20 protein-coding genes and 1 other annotated feature are annotated in these 20772 nt (G+C 35.5%); of the genes, 15 read left to right on the top strand and 5 right to left on the bottom strand.

Annotated features, from left to right (window positions below):
* Positions 1–277 precede the first annotated feature (277 nt).
* The 4 genes from OEV98_RS11900 (at position 278) to OEV98_RS11885 (ending at position 4928) form a co-directional block, all read left to right on the top strand.
* Positions 278–1087 carry an MIP/aquaporin family protein gene (locus tag OEV98_RS11900; RefSeq protein WP_263073507.1) on the top strand — a complete coding sequence of 270 codons (810 nt, stop codon included), beginning with the start codon at positions 278–280 and terminating at the stop codon, positions 1085–1087.
* Between the two features lie 135 nt (positions 1088–1222).
* Positions 1223–1457 (top strand) — a binding site (T-box leader).
* A gap of 151 nt (positions 1458–1608) precedes the next feature.
* Positions 1609–4023 carry a leucine--tRNA ligase gene (leuS, locus tag OEV98_RS11895; RefSeq protein WP_263073506.1) on the top strand — a complete coding sequence of 805 codons (2415 nt, stop codon included), beginning with the start codon at positions 1609–1611 and terminating at the stop codon, positions 4021–4023.
* Positions 4024–4347: 324 nt separating this feature from the next.
* Positions 4348–4665: a rhodanese-like domain-containing protein gene (locus tag OEV98_RS11890; RefSeq protein ID WP_263073505.1), complete on the top strand. Its 318-nt coding sequence runs from the start codon at positions 4348–4350 to the stop codon at positions 4663–4665.
* A gap of 77 nt (positions 4666–4742) precedes the next feature.
* A complete protein-coding gene (locus tag OEV98_RS11885; RefSeq protein WP_263073504.1) occupies positions 4743–4928 on the top strand; it encodes a sporulation protein Cse60 in 186 nt (61 codons plus the stop codon).
* Between the two features lie 121 nt (positions 4929–5049).
* Here the strand turns inward: OEV98_RS11885 and OEV98_RS11880 are convergent, their stop codons facing one another.
* The gene (locus OEV98_RS11880; protein WP_263073503.1) at positions 5050–6327 is read right to left on the bottom strand and encodes a BaiN/RdsA family NAD(P)/FAD-dependent oxidoreductase; all 1278 of its coding nucleotides are present in this window, start codon (positions 6325–6327) and stop codon (positions 5050–5052) included.
* 419 nt (positions 6328–6746) lie between these two features.
* Between OEV98_RS11880 and OEV98_RS11875 the strand changes: the two genes are divergently transcribed.
* Entirely contained in the window at positions 6747–8375 is a 1629-nt protein-coding gene (locus OEV98_RS11875) for a putative polysaccharide biosynthesis protein (protein ID WP_263073502.1), read from the top strand.
* 97 nt (positions 8376–8472) lie between these two features.
* On the opposite strand, the gene OEV98_RS11870 is transcribed toward OEV98_RS11875, so the two are convergent.
* Positions 8473–8748 carry a hypothetical protein gene (locus tag OEV98_RS11870; protein ID WP_263073501.1) on the bottom strand — a complete coding sequence of 92 codons (276 nt, stop codon included), beginning with the start codon at positions 8746–8748 and terminating at the stop codon, positions 8473–8475.
* A gap of 219 nt (positions 8749–8967) precedes the next feature.
* Between OEV98_RS11870 and OEV98_RS11865 the strand changes: the two genes are divergently transcribed.
* Complete coding sequence (locus OEV98_RS11865; RefSeq protein WP_263073500.1) at positions 8968–9696, top strand: pseudouridine synthase; 729 nt, start codon at positions 8968–8970, stop codon at positions 9694–9696.
* A gap of 96 nt (positions 9697–9792) precedes the next feature.
* Here the strand turns inward: OEV98_RS11865 and OEV98_RS11860 are convergent, their stop codons facing one another.
* Positions 9793–10014 (bottom strand): DeoR family transcriptional regulator, encoded by a 222-nt coding sequence (locus OEV98_RS11860; RefSeq protein ID WP_263073499.1) that lies wholly within the window; start codon positions 10012–10014, stop codon positions 9793–9795.
* Positions 10015–10540: 526 nt separating this feature from the next.
* Between OEV98_RS11860 and pepV the strand changes: the two genes are divergently transcribed.
* From pepV to OEV98_RS11830, 6 genes are all read left to right on the top strand, one after another.
* Positions 10541–11959 carry a dipeptidase PepV gene (gene pepV / locus OEV98_RS11855; RefSeq protein ID WP_263073497.1) on the top strand — a complete coding sequence of 473 codons (1419 nt, stop codon included), beginning with the start codon at positions 10541–10543 and terminating at the stop codon, positions 11957–11959.
* A 173-nt stretch (positions 11960–12132) separates the two neighbouring features.
* Complete coding sequence (dat, locus tag OEV98_RS11850; protein WP_263073496.1) at positions 12133–12987, top strand: D-amino-acid transaminase; 855 nt, start codon at positions 12133–12135, stop codon at positions 12985–12987.
* A gap of 243 nt (positions 12988–13230) precedes the next feature.
* The gene (gene thpR, locus OEV98_RS11845) at positions 13231–13797 is read left to right on the top strand and encodes an RNA 2',3'-cyclic phosphodiesterase (protein WP_263073495.1); all 567 of its coding nucleotides are present in this window, start codon (positions 13231–13233) and stop codon (positions 13795–13797) included.
* A 60-nt stretch (positions 13798–13857) separates the two neighbouring features.
* The gene (locus OEV98_RS11840; protein ID WP_263073494.1) at positions 13858–14823 is read left to right on the top strand and encodes an NERD domain-containing protein; all 966 of its coding nucleotides are present in this window, start codon (positions 13858–13860) and stop codon (positions 14821–14823) included.
* Positions 14824–14902: 79 nt separating this feature from the next.
* On the top strand, positions 14903–15832 hold the full coding sequence (locus OEV98_RS11835; RefSeq protein WP_263073493.1) for a diacylglycerol/lipid kinase family protein: 930 nt from the start codon (positions 14903–14905) through the stop codon (positions 15830–15832).
* Positions 15833–16111: 279 nt separating this feature from the next.
* Entirely contained in the window at positions 16112–16885 is a 774-nt protein-coding gene (locus tag OEV98_RS11830) for a phosphotransferase family protein (RefSeq protein WP_263073492.1), read from the top strand.
* Positions 16886–16953: 68 nt separating this feature from the next.
* Here OEV98_RS11830 and OEV98_RS11825 read toward each other — a convergent pair whose 3' ends face one another.
* Positions 16954–17232: a YtzH-like family protein gene (locus OEV98_RS11825; RefSeq protein ID WP_263073491.1), complete on the bottom strand. Its 279-nt coding sequence runs from the start codon at positions 17230–17232 to the stop codon at positions 16954–16956.
* A 181-nt stretch (positions 17233–17413) separates the two neighbouring features.
* On the opposite strand from OEV98_RS11825, the gene trmB reads away from it, so the two are divergent.
* From trmB to OEV98_RS11810, 3 genes are all read left to right on the top strand, one after another.
* The gene (gene trmB / locus OEV98_RS11820) at positions 17414–18058 is read left to right on the top strand and encodes a tRNA (guanosine(46)-N7)-methyltransferase TrmB (protein ID WP_263073490.1); all 645 of its coding nucleotides are present in this window, start codon (positions 17414–17416) and stop codon (positions 18056–18058) included.
* A 186-nt stretch (positions 18059–18244) separates the two neighbouring features.
* Positions 18245–19114: a YitT family protein gene (locus tag OEV98_RS11815; RefSeq protein WP_263073489.1), complete on the top strand. Its 870-nt coding sequence runs from the start codon at positions 18245–18247 to the stop codon at positions 19112–19114.
* A 225-nt stretch (positions 19115–19339) separates the two neighbouring features.
* Positions 19340–20182 carry a YtnP family quorum-quenching lactonase gene (locus OEV98_RS11810; RefSeq protein WP_263073488.1) on the top strand — a complete coding sequence of 281 codons (843 nt, stop codon included), beginning with the start codon at positions 19340–19342 and terminating at the stop codon, positions 20180–20182.
* A 108-nt stretch (positions 20183–20290) separates the two neighbouring features.
* Here the strand turns inward: OEV98_RS11810 and OEV98_RS11805 are convergent, their stop codons facing one another.
* Complete coding sequence (locus OEV98_RS11805; protein ID WP_263073487.1) at positions 20291–20602, bottom strand: PepSY domain-containing protein; 312 nt, start codon at positions 20600–20602, stop codon at positions 20291–20293.
* Positions 20603–20772 lie beyond the last annotated feature (170 nt).

Below are 20772 nucleotides of genomic sequence, written 5' to 3'. Positions count from 1 at the left end.
TTTTTTATGCGAGGCATTTTTTGGAAACATGCGCAAAGTAAACATAGCGATTCATTGACGTTTATTTTCTACACTATTCTTTACTTTCTTATAAAAAATATTACAAACAAATTTCCATTCATGAGGAAAGCATTTTTGTAATATACATTGGACGAAGGAATTGTTTTTTTCGCAAAGCTATCATTATATTAGTTCTGTTCGTTTATCAAATGCTTGTAAAAAGCAGACTCTCTATATCAATGGAAATGTCATCAATAGAGGAAGGGGGAGTTATCTTTTGACAGATTTTTTAGCTGAGCTTATTGGTACGTTTATTGTTGTATTAATTGGAATTGGTGTTGCAGGAGGCGTAATTTTACGTGGAACAAAAGCGAATGGAAGTGGCTGGCTAACGATTTCAATAGGCTGGGGTCTCGCTTATATGGTCGGTACGTACACAGTATTTGCCTATAGTGGTGCACATTTAAATCCTGCTCTTACATTAGGTCTTGCGATTATCGGTCAATTTTCTTGGAGTGAAGTATTTGTTTATATAAGTGGACAATTACTAGGTGCAATATTTGGAGCAGTTGTTGTTTATTTATTTTATTTGCCACATTGGAAAGTTACCCCAGAAGGGAGTCGAAAGTTAAATGTATTCGTGACATCTCCAGCACTAAGGAACACGCCGGCAAACTTATTAAGTGAATTAGTAGGTACCTTTCTATTCGTTTTAGGAATATTAACAATCCGAACGAATAGCTTTAGCGATGGTCTTCACCCCATTATTATTGGATTAATTGTCATGGCAATCGGTATGTCTATCGGGGGAACTACCGGTTTTGCCATCAATCCTGCCCGAGACCTAGGAGCAAGAATTGCCCATTACTTATTACCGATTAATAAAAAAGGCTCATCAGAATGGGGATATTCATGGATTCCAGTTCTTGGTCCAATCATCGGTGGAATATATGGTGCTCTATTTTATCAATCGCTATTTCTAGGAGTTTTTAGTTCTTCTTTTTGGATTGGATCAATTGTCGTGTTCTGTATCGGAATATGGGCATTTCTGCATGATAAAATGGCTACACAATCTGTAAGAAATTAAGCTTTTTGAGTAAACATAATTTCATCCATCAATAAAAACCGAAAATTCGACAAAATAGAATTAAAAATGTATAATTTACGAAGAATTACTTGCTTTTTATAGAAATGTTTTCTATAATATTGCATAATTAATAATAGAAAAACGGTGAAAAGGAGTAGTAATGACTGCAATCCTGATTTAGAGAGCTGACGGTAGGTGCAAGTCAGTCAGGCGCATCATGAACTCGCCTTTGAGTTGCAAATATGAAAGAGAAGTAGTATTTGCCGGATGGTTGACCCACGTTACGGGAAAATGAAGCGAATGTATATCCATTAGGTTATGCATTAATATGGGTGGTACCGCGGGAGCTAACAATCCTCTCGTCCCAAATTTATCATTTGGGATGGGGGGATTTTTTATTTTGTAATTTTTTATTGTCAAGATTGTTTTCCTAATTTATCAAAAGTTTTTAAAAGAAATTGCGCTTATAAAAGAGCATCTTACGGAACACACTGAATGAGTAAGTATAAGGAGGAAGTTTCATGAGTTTTCAACATCATTCGATTGAAAAGAAATGGCAAAAATATTGGCAAGAAAATAATACGTATAAAACAACAGAAGATGAAGGGAAACCGAAATTTTTTGCGATGGGAATGTTCCCATATCCATCAGGAGCAGGGCTACATGTCGGACATCCGAAAAGCTATACTGCTGTCGATATTCAAGCACGGTTAAAAAGAATGCAAGGCTACAATGTCCTTCATCCAATGGGCTGGGATGCATTTGGTCTACCAGCAGAACAATATGCTATTGATACTGGTAATGAACCTGCGGAGTTTACAAAACATAATATCCAAACATTTAAGAACCAATTAAATGCATTAGGATTTTCTTATGATTGGGATCGTGAAGTAAATACTACAGATCCAGATTACTATAAATGGACACAATGGATTTTTATCCAGCTTTACAACAAAGGGCTAGCATATGTGGATGAAGTAGCTGTAAACTGGTGCCCAGCTCTTGGAACTGTTTTAGCGAATGAAGAAGTTATTGATGGAAAAAGTGAACGCGGCGGTCATCCCGTTATTAGAAAACCAATGAAACAATGGGTACTAAAAATTACAGAATATGCGGATCGTCTCCTTGAAGATCTGGAAGAGCTAGATTGGCCAGAGAGCTTAAAGGAAATGCAAAGAAACTGGATTGGTCGTTCGGAAGGGGCAGAAATTACATTTGATATTGCCGGACATGACGAAACGATTACTGTTTTCACTACTCGTCCAGACACATTATTTGGAGCAACATATGCTGTTATTGCGCCAGAGCATCCGCTAGTAAACAAGATTACAACAGCTGAACAAAAAGCGGCAGTTGATGCGTATATAGAAGAAGTGCAAAAGAAATCTGATCTAGAACGTACCGATCTAGCAAAAGAAAAAACAGGGGTATTTACAGGGGCTTATGCTGTAAATCCGGTGAATGATGAAAAAATGCCAATTTGGGTTGCAGATTATGTGCTGATTAGTTACGGATCAGGTGCCATTATGGCAGTACCAGCACATGATGAACGGGACTATGAATTTGCTAGCAAGTTTGACCTTCCGATAGTTGAAGTCGTTGCTGGTGGTGATGTTCAAAAAGAAGCTTATACTGGTGATGGCGAGCATGTAAATTCCGGCTTCCTAAACGGTTTAAATAAGCAAGATGCTATCAGAAAAATGATTGGATGGTTGGAAGAAAAAGGTATTGGTACGAAAAAAGTAACCTATAAACTTCGGGACTGGCTATTTAGCCGTCAACGGTATTGGGGTGAACCAATTCCAGTGATTCATTGGGAAGATGGTACAATGTCAACCGTTCCAGAAGAAGAATTACCATTACGTCTTCCAGTAATGAAAGAAATTAAACCTTCAGGTACTGGCGAGTCACCGCTAGCAAATGCAACCGATTGGTTAGAAGTAGTGGACCCAGTAACAGGTAAAAAGGGTCGTCGGGAAACAAATACAATGCCACAATGGGCAGGCAGCTGCTGGTACTATATTCGCTATATCGATCCGCACAATGATCAATTTATTGCAGATCCACAAAAGCTAAAAGAATGGCTACCTGTTGATATTTATATTGGTGGTGCAGAGCATGCGGTACTACATCTTCTGTACGCACGTTTCTGGCATAAAGTACTATATGATGTAGGCGTTGTACCAACGAAAGAGCCTTTCCAAAAATTATTCAACCAAGGAATGATTCTTGGAGAAGGTAATGAAAAAATGAGTAAATCAAAAGGGAATGTTGTAAACCCTGATGATATTGTCGAAAGCCATGGTGCGGATACACTAAGACTATATGTAATGTTTATGGGCCCACTAGATGCATCTGTTGCATGGTCGACGAATGGCCTTGATGGTTCCCGTCGTTTCCTAGACCGTGTTTGGCGCCTATTTATTGAAGAAGATGGTGGAGTTTCTCCGAAAATTGTTGATAAAGTCGGTGGATCATTGGAAAAAGTGTACCATCGGACAGTGAAAAAGGTAACCGAAGATTACGAGGCACTTCATTTTAACACAGCAATTTCTCAAATGATGGTGTTCATTAATGAAGCATACAAAGCAGAGGAGCTTCCAAAAGCTTATGTGGAAGGATTTGTTAAGTTACTTTCTCCAATTTGTCCACATATTGCAGAAGAGCTATGGGAAAAACTTGGCCATCAGGAGTCAATCACCTATGCAACTTGGCCAACCTTTGATGAGGATAAGCTAGTAGACAATGAAGTCGAAATCGTTATCCAAATTAACGGAAAAGTAAAAGCAAAGAAAATGGTAGCGGCAAATATAAGTAAAGAGGATCTAGAAAAAGTAGCGTTAGCTGATGAAACCGTGAAATCACTATTAGAAGGAGCTACTATTCGAAAAATCATTGCTGTACCAGGAAAACTAGTCAATATCGTCGCAAACTAAAAGCGACCGATAATTGATTTAAACGAACAACAAGATATGAGGCTGGGACATAACAATGGATGTTTAAATGTAAGACGAACAATACTTCGGATAGCGGAGGAAATATACGTAGACTCCTGCGGGAAAAGCATGAGCTGAAGACCCCGCACGAAGCGTAGCGAAAGGAGGAGGCTATGGCCATGCCCGCGGAAAGCGAAGTATATTTCCGGAGCGAATTTACCTACTTAACTTTGTTCGGATTCTCTTACATAAAAATACTTTTGTCCCAGCCTCTATTTTTTTAGTTAAAATAGTAATTATGTAAATTGAAAGGATGATTAATAAATGAAAACTATTACCCCAAATGAGCTACAAGAAAAAATCGAAAATGAAGAACAACTAGAAATCATTGATGTTAGGGAATCAGATGAAGTTGAAGAAGGAATGATACCAGGAGCGAAGCATATTCCAATGGGGGAGATCCCGAATCGATTAAATGAGCTGGATAAGAAAAAAGAATATATTTTTATTTGTCGTTCTGGCGGAAGAAGCGGTAATGTTTGTCACTACCTAGAAGACCAAGGCTATCAAGTAGTGAATATGGTAGGTGGAATGCTAGCTTGGGAAGGCGATCTCGAATGGAATGATGAAAACACTAAATAATAAAATTATTTAGAATTCAGTTATAAAAATAACCAAATTTGACCACGATAATGATAAAAGGAATAGTGGGGAGAAAAATGGTCAGAGTAAAGGTTTTTGATTTCGAGCATGAAAAAGATTTGGAACATGAAATGAATAATTTTCTAGCAAAAATCGACGAAAGTAAGTTAATTGATATTAAATACCATGTTGCAGCAATGATGGAGGAAGAGGAAGAAGAACAAATTTATTGCTTTAGCGCAATGGTAGTGTATAGAAATTAACATTGTAATCGTGTACGAAAATTTTAAAATAACAGTTTAATAAAATAGCCTAAATAATAGAAGCTGGTCGAGAAAGATTTTTTTAATCCTTTTGATCAGCTTCTTTATATTACAAATATATTTATTGAATGGGATTCGTTAATGCAAATTGTGCGGCATTTTTGCCAGCAAGTCTTCCGGTTACCAGAGCAGAAGTAATATTATAACCACCAGTGTAGCCATGGATGTCCAATATTTCTCCACAGAAATAAAGGCCAGCCATTTTTTTCGATGCAAGTGTTTTTGGTTCCACTTCTTTAATCGAAACTCCACCACCGGTAACAAACGCTTTTTCAATCGGTTGTGTACCATTAACGGTGAATCGGAAGTTTTTACAGCTACCAGCGAATGTGCGGATTTTTTCTTTAGATAATGAAGACATTTGTGCGTCAGGATCAATTCCATCTTTCTCAAGTAGAAATAGTAAGTAACGTTCTGGCAACAATCCTTTTATCGCATTTTTTACCGCTTTTTTTGGTTCTTCTTTCACTTTTGACTGGATTGCTTGAACTACTTCTTCTTCTGACTTATCTACAAGGGCATCAAGCTTCATCGTCACGTGTGCCGTATGAAATTTTTTCATCGCTTTGACGACAAATTGACTGCAGCGTAATACTGCAGGACCAGATACGCCGAAATGGGTAAAAATCATATCCATTTGATGGGTAATAATCGGCTTATCTTTTGGATTTAGTACAGATAATGCAACGTTGCGTAACGATAGTCCTTGAAGTGTTCGTTCTTTTACAAATGGTTCATCAGATAGCAACGGTACCTCTGTTGGATATAAATCGGTTATCGTATGTCCAGCCTTTTCTGCCCACGGATAGCCATCTCCTGTAGAACCAGTATGAGGGACTGATTTCCCACCAACAGCAACTACAACTGAACTAGCAGTGATTTTCTCCCCATTTTGTAAAACGACTTCTGAAACATGACCATCCTTATAATGAATATCGGCAACAGGACAGTTTGTTCGAATATCTACATGTAATTCTTCTAGTCGATTTAGTAAGGCATTGACTACGGATTTTGCATCATTGCTTACAGGGAACATTCGCCCGTGATCTTCCTCTTTTAAATAGACACCAAGCTTTTCAAAAAAGCGAATAATGTCCTCGTTATTAAATACGGAAAAGGCACTATATAAAAACCTACCATTTCCAGGAATATGCTTCACAATTTCATCTAGTGGGAGACGATTGGTGACATTGCAGCGACCACCACCAGAAATCGCCAGTTTCCTCCCTAATTTATTTCCTTTATCAACTAGCATTACTTTTGCATTGGATTCGCCAGCGGCAATAGCTGCCATTAGTCCGCTCGGGCCACCTCCGATAACTAAAACATCTACGTTCATTTTTTTATCTCACTTTCATTTAAAATGCATTATATTTTCTCGGGAAAAATCAAGTTATGTCGATTTCCTTAACGCCTCAAGAGGGTGGAATATATTATTATTAGAGTTTCATTTTATTATAGTAAAACAAAAGAGAAAAGGAAAGTTCGACAAAATGTGCAAAAGAAAATTGTCAAATCTACCGAAAAACATGTAAACTACATATAGTGTAATTTTTGCCTATCATTATTTTGGGGCAACCTAGTAATACTACCTTATAACGTTAACCATTGATTTTGTTCGTAGCGCTTAAGTTGATGTTTTAAATATGGACGAATGCTCTATAGCTTTCGATAAAAATAATGAATAGAGAAACGTATGAGGTTAGAGCAATGTGTAATTAAAAAAATTATAGAGAAAATTTGTTGGGAAGGGATTATATGTCTTCAAAATTGATGAGGGGAACGTTTATTTTAACCCTCGGAACATATATTTCAAAATTTCTTGGATTGTTTTATGTTATACCATTTTTTGCGTTAGTCGGTAAGCAAGGTGTAGCACTTTACCAATATGGGTATGTACCATATACGATCTTTATTAGTATTGCTACTGCAGGTATTCCTTTAGCTGTATCCAAATTTATTTCGAAATATAATACGCTAGAGGAATATGCCGTCGGTCGCAAGTTATTCAAGTCTGGTATGGTGATCATGCTGATTACAGGTTTTGCTGCCTTTTTAATTTTGTATTTTTTGTCACCGCTTTTAGCAGATTTCATTATTCCAGATGCAGATGAGGTAAAAAATGCTACAGAATCGGTTGCTGTTGGCGATGTTGTTGCAGTTATACGGGCGGTAAGCTTCGCATTAATTGTCGTTCCGTTCATGAGCTTAATTCGTGGCTTCTTTCAGGGACATCAATCGATGGGGCCTTCCGCCGTTTCACAGGTGGTTGAGCAAATTGTACGTATTGCATTTTTATTAATCGGTGCATTTGTTGTAATGAAAATAATTCATGGGGATATTGTAGAAGCAGTTAAAGTTGCTACATTTGCTGCCTTCGTTGGGGCGATTGGTGGATTGCTTGTCTTATTCTGGTATTGGATAAAGAGAAGGCCATATTTAAACGAGCTGCTTTCGAAAGATAAAGGGACCGTTCAAATCTCCTTGAAGGAAATTTATAAAGAAATTTTTATATCTGCTATTCCGTTTATTATTGTCGGTATTGCTAATCCAATGTTCCAAATGGTAGATACATTAACCTTTAATAAAACAATGGTGTCGTTAGGCATGGGATTAAATGAAGCAAATGATGCTTTTGCAACATTAAATTATAATTCACATAAATTGGTAATTATTCCTGTATCATTAGCGACTGCTTTTTCACTTACGCTTGTTCCGATGATTACGAAATCTTATGTAAATCAAAATATAAAAGATTTGAAACTACAACTTAACCAAACGTTTCAAGTTTTATTATATTTAACACTTCCTGCAGCGCTAGGAATTTCTCTATTAGCTGGTCCATTGTATACTGTTTTTTATGAAGCTGATACATTTGGTGCTGAAATTTTGGCAACCTATGCACCAGTTGCCATACTGTTTGCATTGTTTTCTGTAACGGCTGCGATTTTACAAGGAATCAATGAGCAACGTTTTACTGTGTTTAGCTTATTATTAGGATTATTGATTAAATTGATTATAAATATTCCATTGATTGAAGCATATGAAACAAAGGGTGCTATTTATGCAACAATTATTGGCTATTTAACGGCAATTATTATTAACCTTTTTGTCATTCGTTATTACGCTAATTACCATTATCGTTTAGTATTCCGCCGGGGAATTTTAATTATCATCTTTAATATGATTATGGTGATAACGGTATTTTTCGTTTACAAAATTCTATTACTATTTTTATCACCAGAATACTCGATACAATCGCTAATAATTATTGCGATATGTGCTATTTTTGGAATGGCTGTTTATTTTTATTTAAGTGTGAAATCACGACTAATATACTTTCTATTCCCTGAACAGATGAGCAGCTTGAAACGACGATTAAGTTAAATAAACTTGTATTCAAAAGCTATCTGTGTCATCTAGTATTTTTATTTAGAATGTAAAAGAGGATTTCCCAAATAGAAATCCTCTTTTTTCTCGATATTTAACGTCCTAATTGTCTTTCTATTCTTGTGAGACGACGGTCTAACTGATCGATTTGGTTTTCTAAGCGATTCACTTGTCTTTCTAGTCGTGTAATACGGGTATTCATTCCTGAAAATCCTGGAATAAGGGAGCTTAAGTCCAATCCGCCTTGCCCTCCAAAACCACCACCGGGACCACTAGGGCCACCAAAACCACCAGAACCACCGAATCCGCCAGGGCCACCAGGTCCACCGAAGCCACTCGGAATTTGTTGCTGTCGATAGTAATCCATCATTGTATTGAATAACCTCCTCATTGATGTGATGGAATATTTTATGTGTATTTGTCATAATGGGAATGGGTAAAATGCCTATTCTTACTGTTTCTTTTAGCTATTTAAATAAGGTGCTTACAATGTGAAAGAATGTAATGTTTAATGAAAACCGTTCGATTTTAAAAATGAATCAAATATTAGGGAAATATAAAAGAATGGATTTTATAGGAGGATGATTTTGTGAGAATTGATAAATTACTTGCGAATATGGGCTATGGTAGTCGCAAAGAGGTAAAAAAATTATTGAAGGACCAGGGAATTTTAGTAAATGGTATTACAATTACGGATGCTAAAACACATATAAATCCTGAATCTGATAAAATTGTCATTCATGGAGAAGAGATTCATTATCGAGAGTTTATTTATATTATGATGAATAAACCTGCAGGGGTTATATCTGCGACAGAAGATTTACGAGAAAAAACTGTTCTTGATTTGTTATACATAGAAGATTCGCAATTTGAACCTTTTCCTGTAGGAAGACTAGATAAAGATACGGTTGGGCTATTGCTTTTAACAAATGATGGTCAGCTGGCACATCAATTACTCTCACCGAAGAAGCATGTTCCAAAAACCTATTATGCAATGATTGATGGATATGTTACCGTGGAGGATCAACAGAAATTCCATGAAGGGGTTGAATTAGATGATGGATATGTAACAAAACCTGCAGAGCTTGTTATATTAAAAAGTGGCGAAATTCGCTCTGAAGTCGAGCTTACGATTACAGAAGGTAAGTTTCATCAAGTGAAGCGTATGTTTGAAGCGGTTGGAAAGAAAGTTGTGTATTTAAAAAGATTAAGTATGGGTCCGTTAGCATTGGATGAAGATCTTGAAGAAGGAGAATATCGCGAATTAACTGCGGAGGAATTGCAAGCACTTAAAGAATATCGTGTTAAAAAAGAGTAAAGCGGCCATTGTGGGTTATAGAAGCTAATATAAATATTGCTTTGGTAGAGAAAAAGAAATCGCCTAATTTTGGCGATTTTTCTATAGCACTCTATCTTAAGATGAAATTTTCACTTTTTTATCTGTTGTTGTCCATTTGCCACGACTTGGGCTTTCGACTAAACCATTATATGCCAAAACATTTAAATCTCTTTGAACTGTCCGTGGAGTAATGCCAAACTCTTCTACAAGTTCCTGGGTGGACACAGTCCCATTATCATGAATAAACATGTAGACTGCTTTTATGCGAGTCAGCATCCGGTCTGTTGAATTTTTCAAAAAACCACACCCCTAAATTTTTATTAAATTGGCTATACTGCAAATGACAACTGGGTACATCTAAGTATCCTAATGTAAAATGTTAAGGGTAACTTTTGATCATCCCAAAAACAACAATTTAGAAAAGTATTGTTAATATTATAACTAATTATAACAAAAATAGCTAGTATTATAAAAAAATTTACAAAATAGTGTGGAATTATGTAGTATTTTGTCGGAAATAATTTGTTGTTTTGCTACATTAATATAAGATTAAGTCACCTCCTTTTTTGAAATTATATGAAAATACATAGAATTTATGATACATTTCATCGATTTAATGCTTTTTTACAAAAAGTTATTAATGAAATCTGTATAAATTCATTGGCACAAGAAAATCTAGAATTGGATAAATCTATAGATTTGTTATGTGATTAAGCAGTAAAATAGAGAGAAAGATACATTCGGTTATACGCTTTATAAGGAAAGGAATACTTTATTAAGCGAATGAATATAACCATCTCAATATAATGTAGGAGTGAAAACAGTGGCTGAAATTAATTGGATGGAAGAAGTTCAGAAGAGAAAAGAGCAGTTACTTGCAGATACCATAGGTTTATTAAAAATTAAAAGTGTGTTAGATGAAGAACATGCGACTGAAGATGCTCCCCTTGGAATAGGAGTTCGTGATGCCTTATTGTATATGCTATCGAAAGGGGATAAATCCGGATTTACAACGAAAAATTTAGATAATTTAGCTGGACATATTGAATTTGGTAGCGGTGAGGAACTAATTGGCGTACTTTGCCATGTTGATGTTGTTCCAGAAGGCGACGGTTGGTCAACTGATCCATATAGTGGTGAAATAAAGGATGGAAAGATTTTTGCCCGAGGGGCATTAGATGATAAGGGACCAACTATGGCTGCCTTCTATGCTGTAAAAATTTTGAAGGAGTTAGGTTTATCGTTATCAAAACGAGTACGGATTATTATTGGAACAGATGAAGAGAGTAATTGGCGTTGTGTAAAACATTATTTTGAGCATGAAGAAATGCCTAGTTCTGGATTTGCACCAGATGCTGATTTTCCAATTATTAATGCAGAAAAAGGAATAAGTAGCATGGACCTGTTATATAAGAAAGAAAATAATTCAATAGCTGAGGCTGCATACATAGTAGAATCCTTTACAGCAGGTAGACGTTACAATATGGTGCCAGATTATGCAGATGCAGTACTTGCGACCAATTTGGCAGAAATCAATGGGCTAAAGGAGCAATTTCAGCAGTATATACAAAGCCATCAATTGCAGGGACGAATAGAAGAAGTTAATGGGAAAATCCAACTCGCAGTAGAAGGAATATCTGCACATGCGATGGAGCCTGATAATGGAAAAAATGCCGGTATTTATTTAGCAGCATTTCTTTCCAATCAAAAGCTCGATAAAGCATCTAAAGGATATTTTACGTTTATTAACGAGACATTTTTCGGAGATACACGAGGGAAAAATTTACAGGTTGCATATGCGGACGATATTTCCGGGGAGTTAACTGTAAATGCCGCGATTTTTTCTTACCATTCCAAGGAAGGCGGAAAAATCGGGATAAATTTCCGCTATCCAGTAACATTTAATATGGAAAAAGGAAAAGAAACAATTGAAAAGCTAGTTCAGACAAAGGGCTTTACAATTGGAAGCTTTAGCGATTCGAAGCCACATCATGTAGATAAAAATAACCCGCTTATTAAAACTTTACAGAAGGTATATGAAGAACAAACAGGGGAAAAAGCCGAATTGCTATCGATTGGTGGAGGTACATATGCTCGTTCCTTAACTTCTGGTGTTGCTTTCGGGCCATTATTCCCAGGAAAACCAGATGTAGCCCACCAAAAGGATGAATATATTGAAATAGCTGATTTATTAAAAGCAACTGCCATTTATGCGCAGGCCATTTATGAATTAGGGAAATAAAAATTGGTATGTACATTTAGCAGCACTTACACCTTTATCTCTAGAAATTTAAAATCCTTCAACAATTGTATAGCAATGGCAGTGGTGCAAGGTAATGTAGATAAGTTCTAAATTGAACATGTTTCATCTAAACGTGTAAGACTAATCGAACAAAGTGGAGAGGGGAAACGATTATGTCATTTATTATTTTCAATGGGGATATTACAGATAGACAAAATGCTAAAGTAGATATAGAAGATAGAGGCTATCAATTCGGGGACGGAATTTATGAAGTCGTCCGCATTTACAATGGGCATCCTTTTGCATTAACAGCTCATATCGAACGTTTCTTTGAAAGTGCGGCAAAAATTCAGATGGACATTTCTTATAGTAAAGAAAAAATAGAATCGTTGATTTATGCTTTATTAGATAAGGAAGGAAAATCAACAGCATCTCTATATCTTCAATATTCCAGAGGGATTTCCGTCCGTAACCATGTAATACCAAAAAATATTAACGGTACGTTAGTAGGTTATTTATTGGATGGAGAACGGCCAGTTGCCTTAATGGAAAATGGTGTATCTGCAATAATAGCAGCGGACACTCGCTGGCTCCATTGTGATATTAAATCGATTAGTCTACTTGGGAATATTTTAGCGAAAAGTAAAGCAGTCGAAGCAGGCTGTACGGAAGCAATCCTTCACCGTGATCAAATCGTTACAGAAGGAAGCTCTACAAATATATGGATAGTTCAGGATGGAGAATTAATCACCCACCCAGCTAATAATTTAATATTAAATGGTATTACTAGACAACAATTGATTATGATTGCCACCCAACATGATATGCCATATACAGAAAAAAGCTTTACTGTAACAGAGTTACTACATGCAGATGAGGTTTTTTTAACGAGCACAACATTAGAAATTGTTCCAATCACGATAATCGATGGGAAAAAGATTGGCAATGGAAAGCCTGGCGCAATAACAAAGGAACTTCAAAAATTATTTACACTAAGTATCGAAGCGGAATGTGGATTATTAGTATAAGATGTATTGTTTCAATCAAGAAGATGCAAAATATGGGCATCTTCTTCTCTTTTATGGAAACGATTAGCAGAAAGACTGTTGTTATTTCTTTAGAAAATGGAATGTACTACAGAGCAGACAGGGATACATGGAGGATCTAGACGGAAAGCAGAGTGTATGCAGTCTGTAGATTATTTATAATTTCCAACAAATCATAGAAAACAATCTTTCAGCAAGTAATCTTTAGTTTAAGGAGTATTCGAAATGGAACAACACCATTATTTTTTTGCGGCAAAACTGCCAGATACGGCAAAGGAATTTTTAGATAAATGGGTAGAAAATAATAGGAACACCTACCCCTTTCAGCGATGGGTACATCCATCTGATTACCATATTACATTAGCATTTTTAGGATTTGCACGAGATGATTTATTACAAAAAGCGATTGAAGGAGTAAAGAATATCGCAACAGAGGAATCCTCCTTTTTTTTAGAATTCAATAAAATAGGAACCTTTGGTGCAAAGGACAGTCCGAGAATATTTTGGGCAGACGTCATCCACTCGGAAAGATTATTCCAAATGCAAAAAAAAGTGTATAATCTTTGTATAGATACGGGATTTTCGCTAGACAAAAAACCGTTCCGACCACATATTACATTAGCAAGAAAGTGGATGGGCAATGAAGTGTTTGATGCAAATTCATTAAAAAAATTATCTTCAACAGATGCAATTCTATTCCGCTTTCCAATTAAGGAAATTGTATTGTACGAAACGCATATAAATGAAATCCCAAAATATAAAGAGTTTGCAATCTTCCCTTTAAAATCTTGAAAACAAAATAAAGAGCAAATAGAAAATGGAAATTCAAACTGTAAGGATGGTAATCATGGAATGGGACAACTGGTAAAATTATATGAATATATATCTAGATATGAAATGGATATATATAAGTACCCATCTCGTTTTATTCAATTGAAACGTAGACAATGGGATAATCTTCTGGAAGCTTGGCAATCTGGGAACTGGCAGGGAGTAATAGGAGATGAACAAATTATTTTACAGGAAATAGAAGAGGAGCATCCCCCACATAAGTGGAGATTATTAGGTAAGGTAAAACAATTACTTTCCAAAAGGGAAATAGAATCAATAGAGGAGATGAAGGATAGTCTACTTCCTGAGACAGTGGATGACTTTTCCACTATTGGCAGAGGGCTTAAACAAAAGCCAAGCACATTAGATGAGCTAAAGCATGTTTATTTAAATGAGATTTTCTCTGTGCAAATGCTGTGGGCGAGCTCAACACTAACCTATCAATCCTATATTGATTCCTCCTTTTATCGAGATCGGAATTTAAAATATTTTGCTCAACGATTTCCAGATACTTTTTTATTTCTTTATAAGCCAATTTTTATGTTAAAAAAAGCTCCAGTAGAATGTGAGACCATTCTCTTAACCCCTACAGGAGCTATTTGTATTCGTTTTTTAGAAGAGGTTGATAGTACCTCCTTTTTAGGGTCAGATGATCGTTTTTGGGAGAGACGAAACAAGGATCATACATCTCGTTTTTTAAATCCGCTCATCGGATTAAATCGAACGGAAACCATTATTCAGCAAATATTTCGCTTGCATGATATCGATTTTCCGTTACAAAAGGTGCTTATTTCTAGAAATGGTTATATCGATTATCCATCTACTCCTTATGGTGTACAAATTGTAGATAAACGAAACTATCAGAAATGGTTTGAATCGATGCGATCATTACGATCCCCTTTAAAGCATATTCAATTAAAAGCAACGAAATCGCTTCTCGATTTTTGTAAATCAGTTGCAGTTTCGAGAAATGATTGGGATAAATAGCTGGATAGTGAAATGGCGATAAATAGTAAGGTAGCGGTGGCCATGTAATTTATTTTATAGAAGAAGTTGAGTTGATTATATGAATCTATATTTTATAGTAAATCCAGCTGCAAAAAATGGGCAGTCGATGAAAATATGGAAAAAAATCGAACAGAGCGTAAAATCCAATCAAATTCCCTTCGAGGTATATTTTACAAAGCAACGCGGGGATGGAAAAACAATTGCAAGAAGCATTCTGGAAAATACCAATAATCCAGTCACTATTGTTCCTGTTGGTGGAGATGGGACAGTAAACGAAGTAGTAGATGGGATTCATCCGTTCAATCACGGTATTCTAGGGTTTATTCCGGCAGGATCAGGTAATGATTTTAGCCGAGGCTTTTCCTTGCCAAATCATCCAAAACAAGCATTTCAGCGGTTATTACTTTCTATAAAAAATCATTCAGAGAAGAAATATGATATTGGACAATTCACAATTGACCAGAAAAAAGGGATATTTATCAATAATTTAGGCTGTGGTTTCGATGCGCAAATTGCGATTCATGCGAATCAATCGAAGCTAAAGCAACGATTAAATCGTATTTTTTTAGGAAAGCTTGTATATGTTTTTTATTTGATAAAGGAGCTATTAACATTCCAACCTTCTAAATTAACAATTCAAGTGGATGGCAATACTACAGCCTTTGACAAGGCGTGGTTTGCAACGGTTTGTAATCATCCATTCTTTGGTGGAGGAATGAAAATATCGCCAGCTTCGAAACCGGATGATGGTCAATTCGAAGTCATTGTCGTTCATAATATTTCACGAATGAAAGTATTAAGTGTATTTCTTACCGTTTTTTGGGGTGGGCACACGAAAATGAAAGAAGTCTCTATTTTAAAAGGAAAAAAGGTAACAATTCTTAATGAAGCTTCCTTTCCAGTCCATGCAGATGGTGAGGAAATTGGTAAATCGACTATTGCCATTAGCATTCATTCGGAGGCAGTATCGATTCTAGTAAATGAATGATTCTTCTGTTTTAACGTTTTAAATTCTCATAAATAATAGATAACTAGAAGAAACGTATTTTTACCTTGACGTAACGGTTTTTAAAATTATACAATCAAAAAGTCACTATTTATTTTTTTGAAATGAAAATAATTCGATGTTTACTATCTATGAAGTTGTCATCCTGTATTATAATGGTATTAGTTGGCAATTTTTCCATTAAGTTTTTTTTACAGATGCAATGGATTGTGGAACAATAAAAGCTATTAACAACATGTAAGCTAATTGAAGGTGAAAACGGTGAAGCATATGCTGGACAATGGTTGGGAAATTTATCCTGCTGGCGGTGTAACAGGAGAAGCATTTTATGCTTTTCATGACAATCAAAAATTATTTTTAAAAAGGAATTCATCCCCATTTTTAGCGGTGCTTTCTGCAGAGGGTATTGTGCCAAAATTAGTTTGGACAAAACGTTTAGAAAGTGGAGATGTAATTACTGCACAACAATGGATTACAGGTAGGAAACTTGAGCCAAACGATATGAATGGTGAAAAAGTTGCAAAGCTGTTGAAAAAAATCCATCAATCCCAACCCCTATTATCTATGCTTCGACGACTAGGAAAAACACCGGTTCATCCTGATATGCTTTTAATCGAATTAGAAAACCAAATGGATCAAGCGCTTCAATTAAACGATACCATTGCGAGAACTATCCGATATTTAAATAAACTGTTACCAACTGTTCAGCGAAATACATTGACTGTGTGCCATGGGGATGTAAATCATAATAATTGGATGCTTACCGATGAAGGACAGCTTTATTTGATTGATTGGGAAGGTGCAATAATTGGCGATCCAGCAATAGATATTGCTCCATTATTGTATTGGTACATTCCAGAAGATGAGTGGGAAGGCTGGCTTCACAATTATGGGATTACACTGAATGACCAGTTACAAACTAGGCTAAAGTGGTATGTTTTATACCAAACGCTTTGCTCAATTCAGCTCTATAATGATAAAGGGAAGCTTGAGGAAAGTCTCTTTTGGATTCAATATTTGGAAACATTACTATAAAATTGTTTACAGCACTTATAAAAAGTAATGATATTTATAAAAAAATGCCCACGTGCGTGGGCTATTTTTTATGAATATTGTCCGATGGTATCTACCCAATCGGAAAGCTGATCCTGGTGCGATTCAATATGTGTATTTAAATCTTGTGTATACTTTCCACTTTGTCCGTAGGAATAGACTTGATTTAAGATTGATTTAGCTTCGGTGCTTACATTTTCGTTTACCATTAATGATTTCACAAGACGTTCGATCTGTTCACATTCGGAAACAGAGCCACAGCAATCTTCTTGATGATTCTGTAAAATATCTTTCAATAAATTCAATTGGTCCGTATGATTTATAGGCATAGTCATCACCTCTTATTTTTGTTACAATTCTATATTGTGGAATGAATGATATTTTATACTTATAATCAAGAAGAAAAACATGCTATCGTGTGAAGCTTTAACTAAATCAACCAATTTATTGTGTAAATATAGTTATTATAACAGTAGCATTGTTGTGCAAAATAATTAATGAGGTGGAAAGATGCGTTTACGATATAAACCAGGGGCAAAAGAAAGATTAATGAGTTATCCCCAATATGTCATTTATAATGTGCAAGAAAGAAAAGGGAAATGGCAAGAATTATTTGGTAATGACCATGAAATTCATGTGGAAATAGGTACGGGAAAAGGCAAATTTCTTACAGAAATGGCAAAAGCTAATCCGCATATTAATTATATTGGAATAGAAGCTTATGATAGTGTCATTATCTCTGCGTTAGACCGTCTAATTGAAGCAGATCTTCCCAATTTGAAATTATTAAATTTGAATGCGAATAAACTAGAGGATTACTTTGCATCTGGGGAAATTTCACGTATTTATTTAAATTTCTCCGATCCATGGCCAAAAAATAAACATGCAAAGAGAAGATTAACCTACAAGAGCTTCTTAAAAATGTATGAAAATGTGCTCGTGCCTCAAGGAGAAATTCATTTTAAAACCGATAATCAAGCACTTTTTGAATTCTCACTCGTAAGCTTTTCACACTATGGAATGAAGTTGAATTATATAAGCTTGGATTTGCATAATAGTGATTTTGAGGGGAATATAATGACCGAATATGAAGAAAAGTTTTCATCCATGGGTCATCGAATTTATCGCTGTGAAGTTCAGTTTCCGAAAAAATAGTAGTTGAATGAGAAAAACAACGGTAGAAGCTGACCGTTGTTTTTTTTTGTGAAAAAAAAAGACAACGGTTGGAAAAGATAAACAATTCCAGAATAATGTTTAGAAATGAGCACTCTGCTTTCCTTATCAAGAAATTTAGTATTTAATAGTAAATAGAAAGTATTTTTTTAGAAAGTAGGAATTTATATGGTAGAAAACTTTGATGGAAAAAGTAAACCTATTGAAATCTTCCGTAATTATTTTTTTATTACTGTTGGAGCATTGATATTTGCTTATGGTTTAGAAGCTTTTCTAGTCCCTAATCAAGTCATCGATGGTGGCGTTGTTGGTATTTCCCTAATATTACAAGAAATTACAAAGCTCTCTTTTAGTATTTTTCTTGTGTTATTAAATTTACCGTTTTTATTTATCGGTTATAAACAAATCGGAAAGTCTTTTGCATTTCAAAGTTTGTACGGCATTGTTTTAGCCGCTATTTTTACTGAATTACTCCATCATGTGCATCCGATTACAGAAGATCCACTACTTGCAGCAGTGTTCGGAGGAGTCGTACTCGGTGTTGGGGTAGGGATTGTTTTAAGAAATAATGGTGCATTAGACGGTACCGAAATATTAGCAACTTTAATTAGTAGTAAAAGCTCTTTTTCGGTTGGACAAATCGTAATGTTCTTCAATTTGTTCATTCTCGGAAGTGCAGCATTTGTATTTAATATTAACAGTACATTTTATTCACTTATTGCATATTTTATTGCATTTAAAATGATTGATATCGTAATCGTTGGTTTAAATGAGTCGAAGGCTGTTTTAATTATTAGCGATCATTATCAAAGCATTGGCGATGCGCTATTAAGTAGATTGGGTCGAACGGTTACTTATTTGGCTGGAGAGGGTGCATATAGTGGCGAAAAGAAAAAGGTCATTTATTGCGTTATCACTCGGCTAGAAGAAGCGAAATTACGAGCTATCGTCCATCACTTTGATCCCGGTGCCTTCCTTGCTACCTCAGATGTTAGTGACGTTAAAGGCGGGCAATTCAAGAAAAAAAATATTCACTAATACGAACACATACAGAAGAATACCTTTTAGTAGAGGTATTCTTTCTTTATGTATTTGCTACTAGATATAGCTATTAGAGTAGGAGGTATTCAATTAACTTTATAAATTTGCATATATTGCAGGAATTTTTATGTAAAGAGAAGAAAATAAACGATGCACAATATTTTTAGTAAAGGAATGAATCCTTTAGATATATTATTTTACTACAATGGAGGGGAAGAGCACTTGGAATCTTTACAAATAGGGAAAATTAAATTGACGTGGTTAAATGGTGGGGTCACACATTTAGATGGTGGTGCAATGTTTGGTGTAGTACCGAAACCATTATGGACAAAAAAATATGAAGTAAATGATAGAAACCAGATTGAGCTTCGAACAGATCCGATTTTAATCGAAGTAAATGGTAAACGGTTTCTTATTGAAGCAGGAATTGGGAATGGAAAGTTATTGGAAAAGGAAAAACGCAATTATGGCGTAACAGCTGAATCAAAAATTCATGAATCGCTTCGTGAATTAAATTTAACTGTGGAAGATATTGATGGAATCATAATGACACATTTACATTTTGATCATGTCAGTGGTTTAACGACTCCGCAGGATGATACATATGTTGCAACATTCCCTAATGCAAAAATCTATTGCTCCAAAATTGAATGGGATGAAATGCGAAATCCAAATATTCGATCAAAAAGTACTTATTGGGTAAGAAATTGGCAAGGAATCGAAGAACACGTCATTCCATTTGAGGAGGAAATCGACATTTATCCTGGCATCCGAATGGTTCACACCGGTGGACATAGTGATGGACATGCTATTGTTATTATCGAATCAGAAGGAGAAATGGCTGTTCATTTAGCCGATTTACTACCAACCCATGCACATCAAAATCCATTATGGGTCATGGCATATGATGACTATCCAATGAAATCTATTGCGGAAAAACAAAAGTGGATTCCGTTTGCCGTTAATAAAAATGCTTGGATAACATTTTATCATGATGCAGTATATCGAGCGTTAAAATGGGATCAAGCTGGGAGAATTACCGAATCAATAGCGATACGAAAATAATCATGTTATCCTTTACAATACTCCCCTTAAGTACAGCTATGAATAGGGAAAATACAGTAGCATTTTAGGGGAGTTTTATGCTGATTGGATAATTGTCGTCAAAATTGTTTAAACTTCTGAGAGCTCTAGAATACTGCCTGATTTTGCATCTATTACAAACTCATAATCGGTTTGTCTGTTTTCATCTTCTCGTGTAATACCGCCTCGGTAAACTTGATAAGCGGAAGCATTTTTTTCGAGTGTTTCTGGTTTAGTCATAATCCAAGATCCAATAATTTTTCCATTATCTTTTAACATATTTTTCATATTTTGTAAAACTTCTTCGGATGAAAATAGATGGTTCCTTGCAACTATAGACTTTGTTAATAAGCTAGCTGCAACACCTGCTGCAACACCGATAATAAGACCTTTAAACTTCATAAAAATCCCTCCTCGTTCGAGTATAGCAAATTCATTACAGTTTTAAAATACAATGATTAGTTAATCAAATTTCCTGGCAGGTATATATGGATTGATGCGTAAGTTCATACGATTTTATCTAGCGAAGTTGACAAAAGTTCTGTAAAATAAAAAATGTACATACTATTTCG

The organism is Perspicuibacillus lycopersici (assembly GCF_025660475.1).
GTDB lineage: Bacteria > Bacillota > Bacilli > Bacillales > Caldibacillaceae > Perspicuibacillus > Perspicuibacillus lycopersici.
Note: the sequence above shows the minus strand (reverse complement) of the source record. Positions and strands in the feature narration are given on the sequence as shown.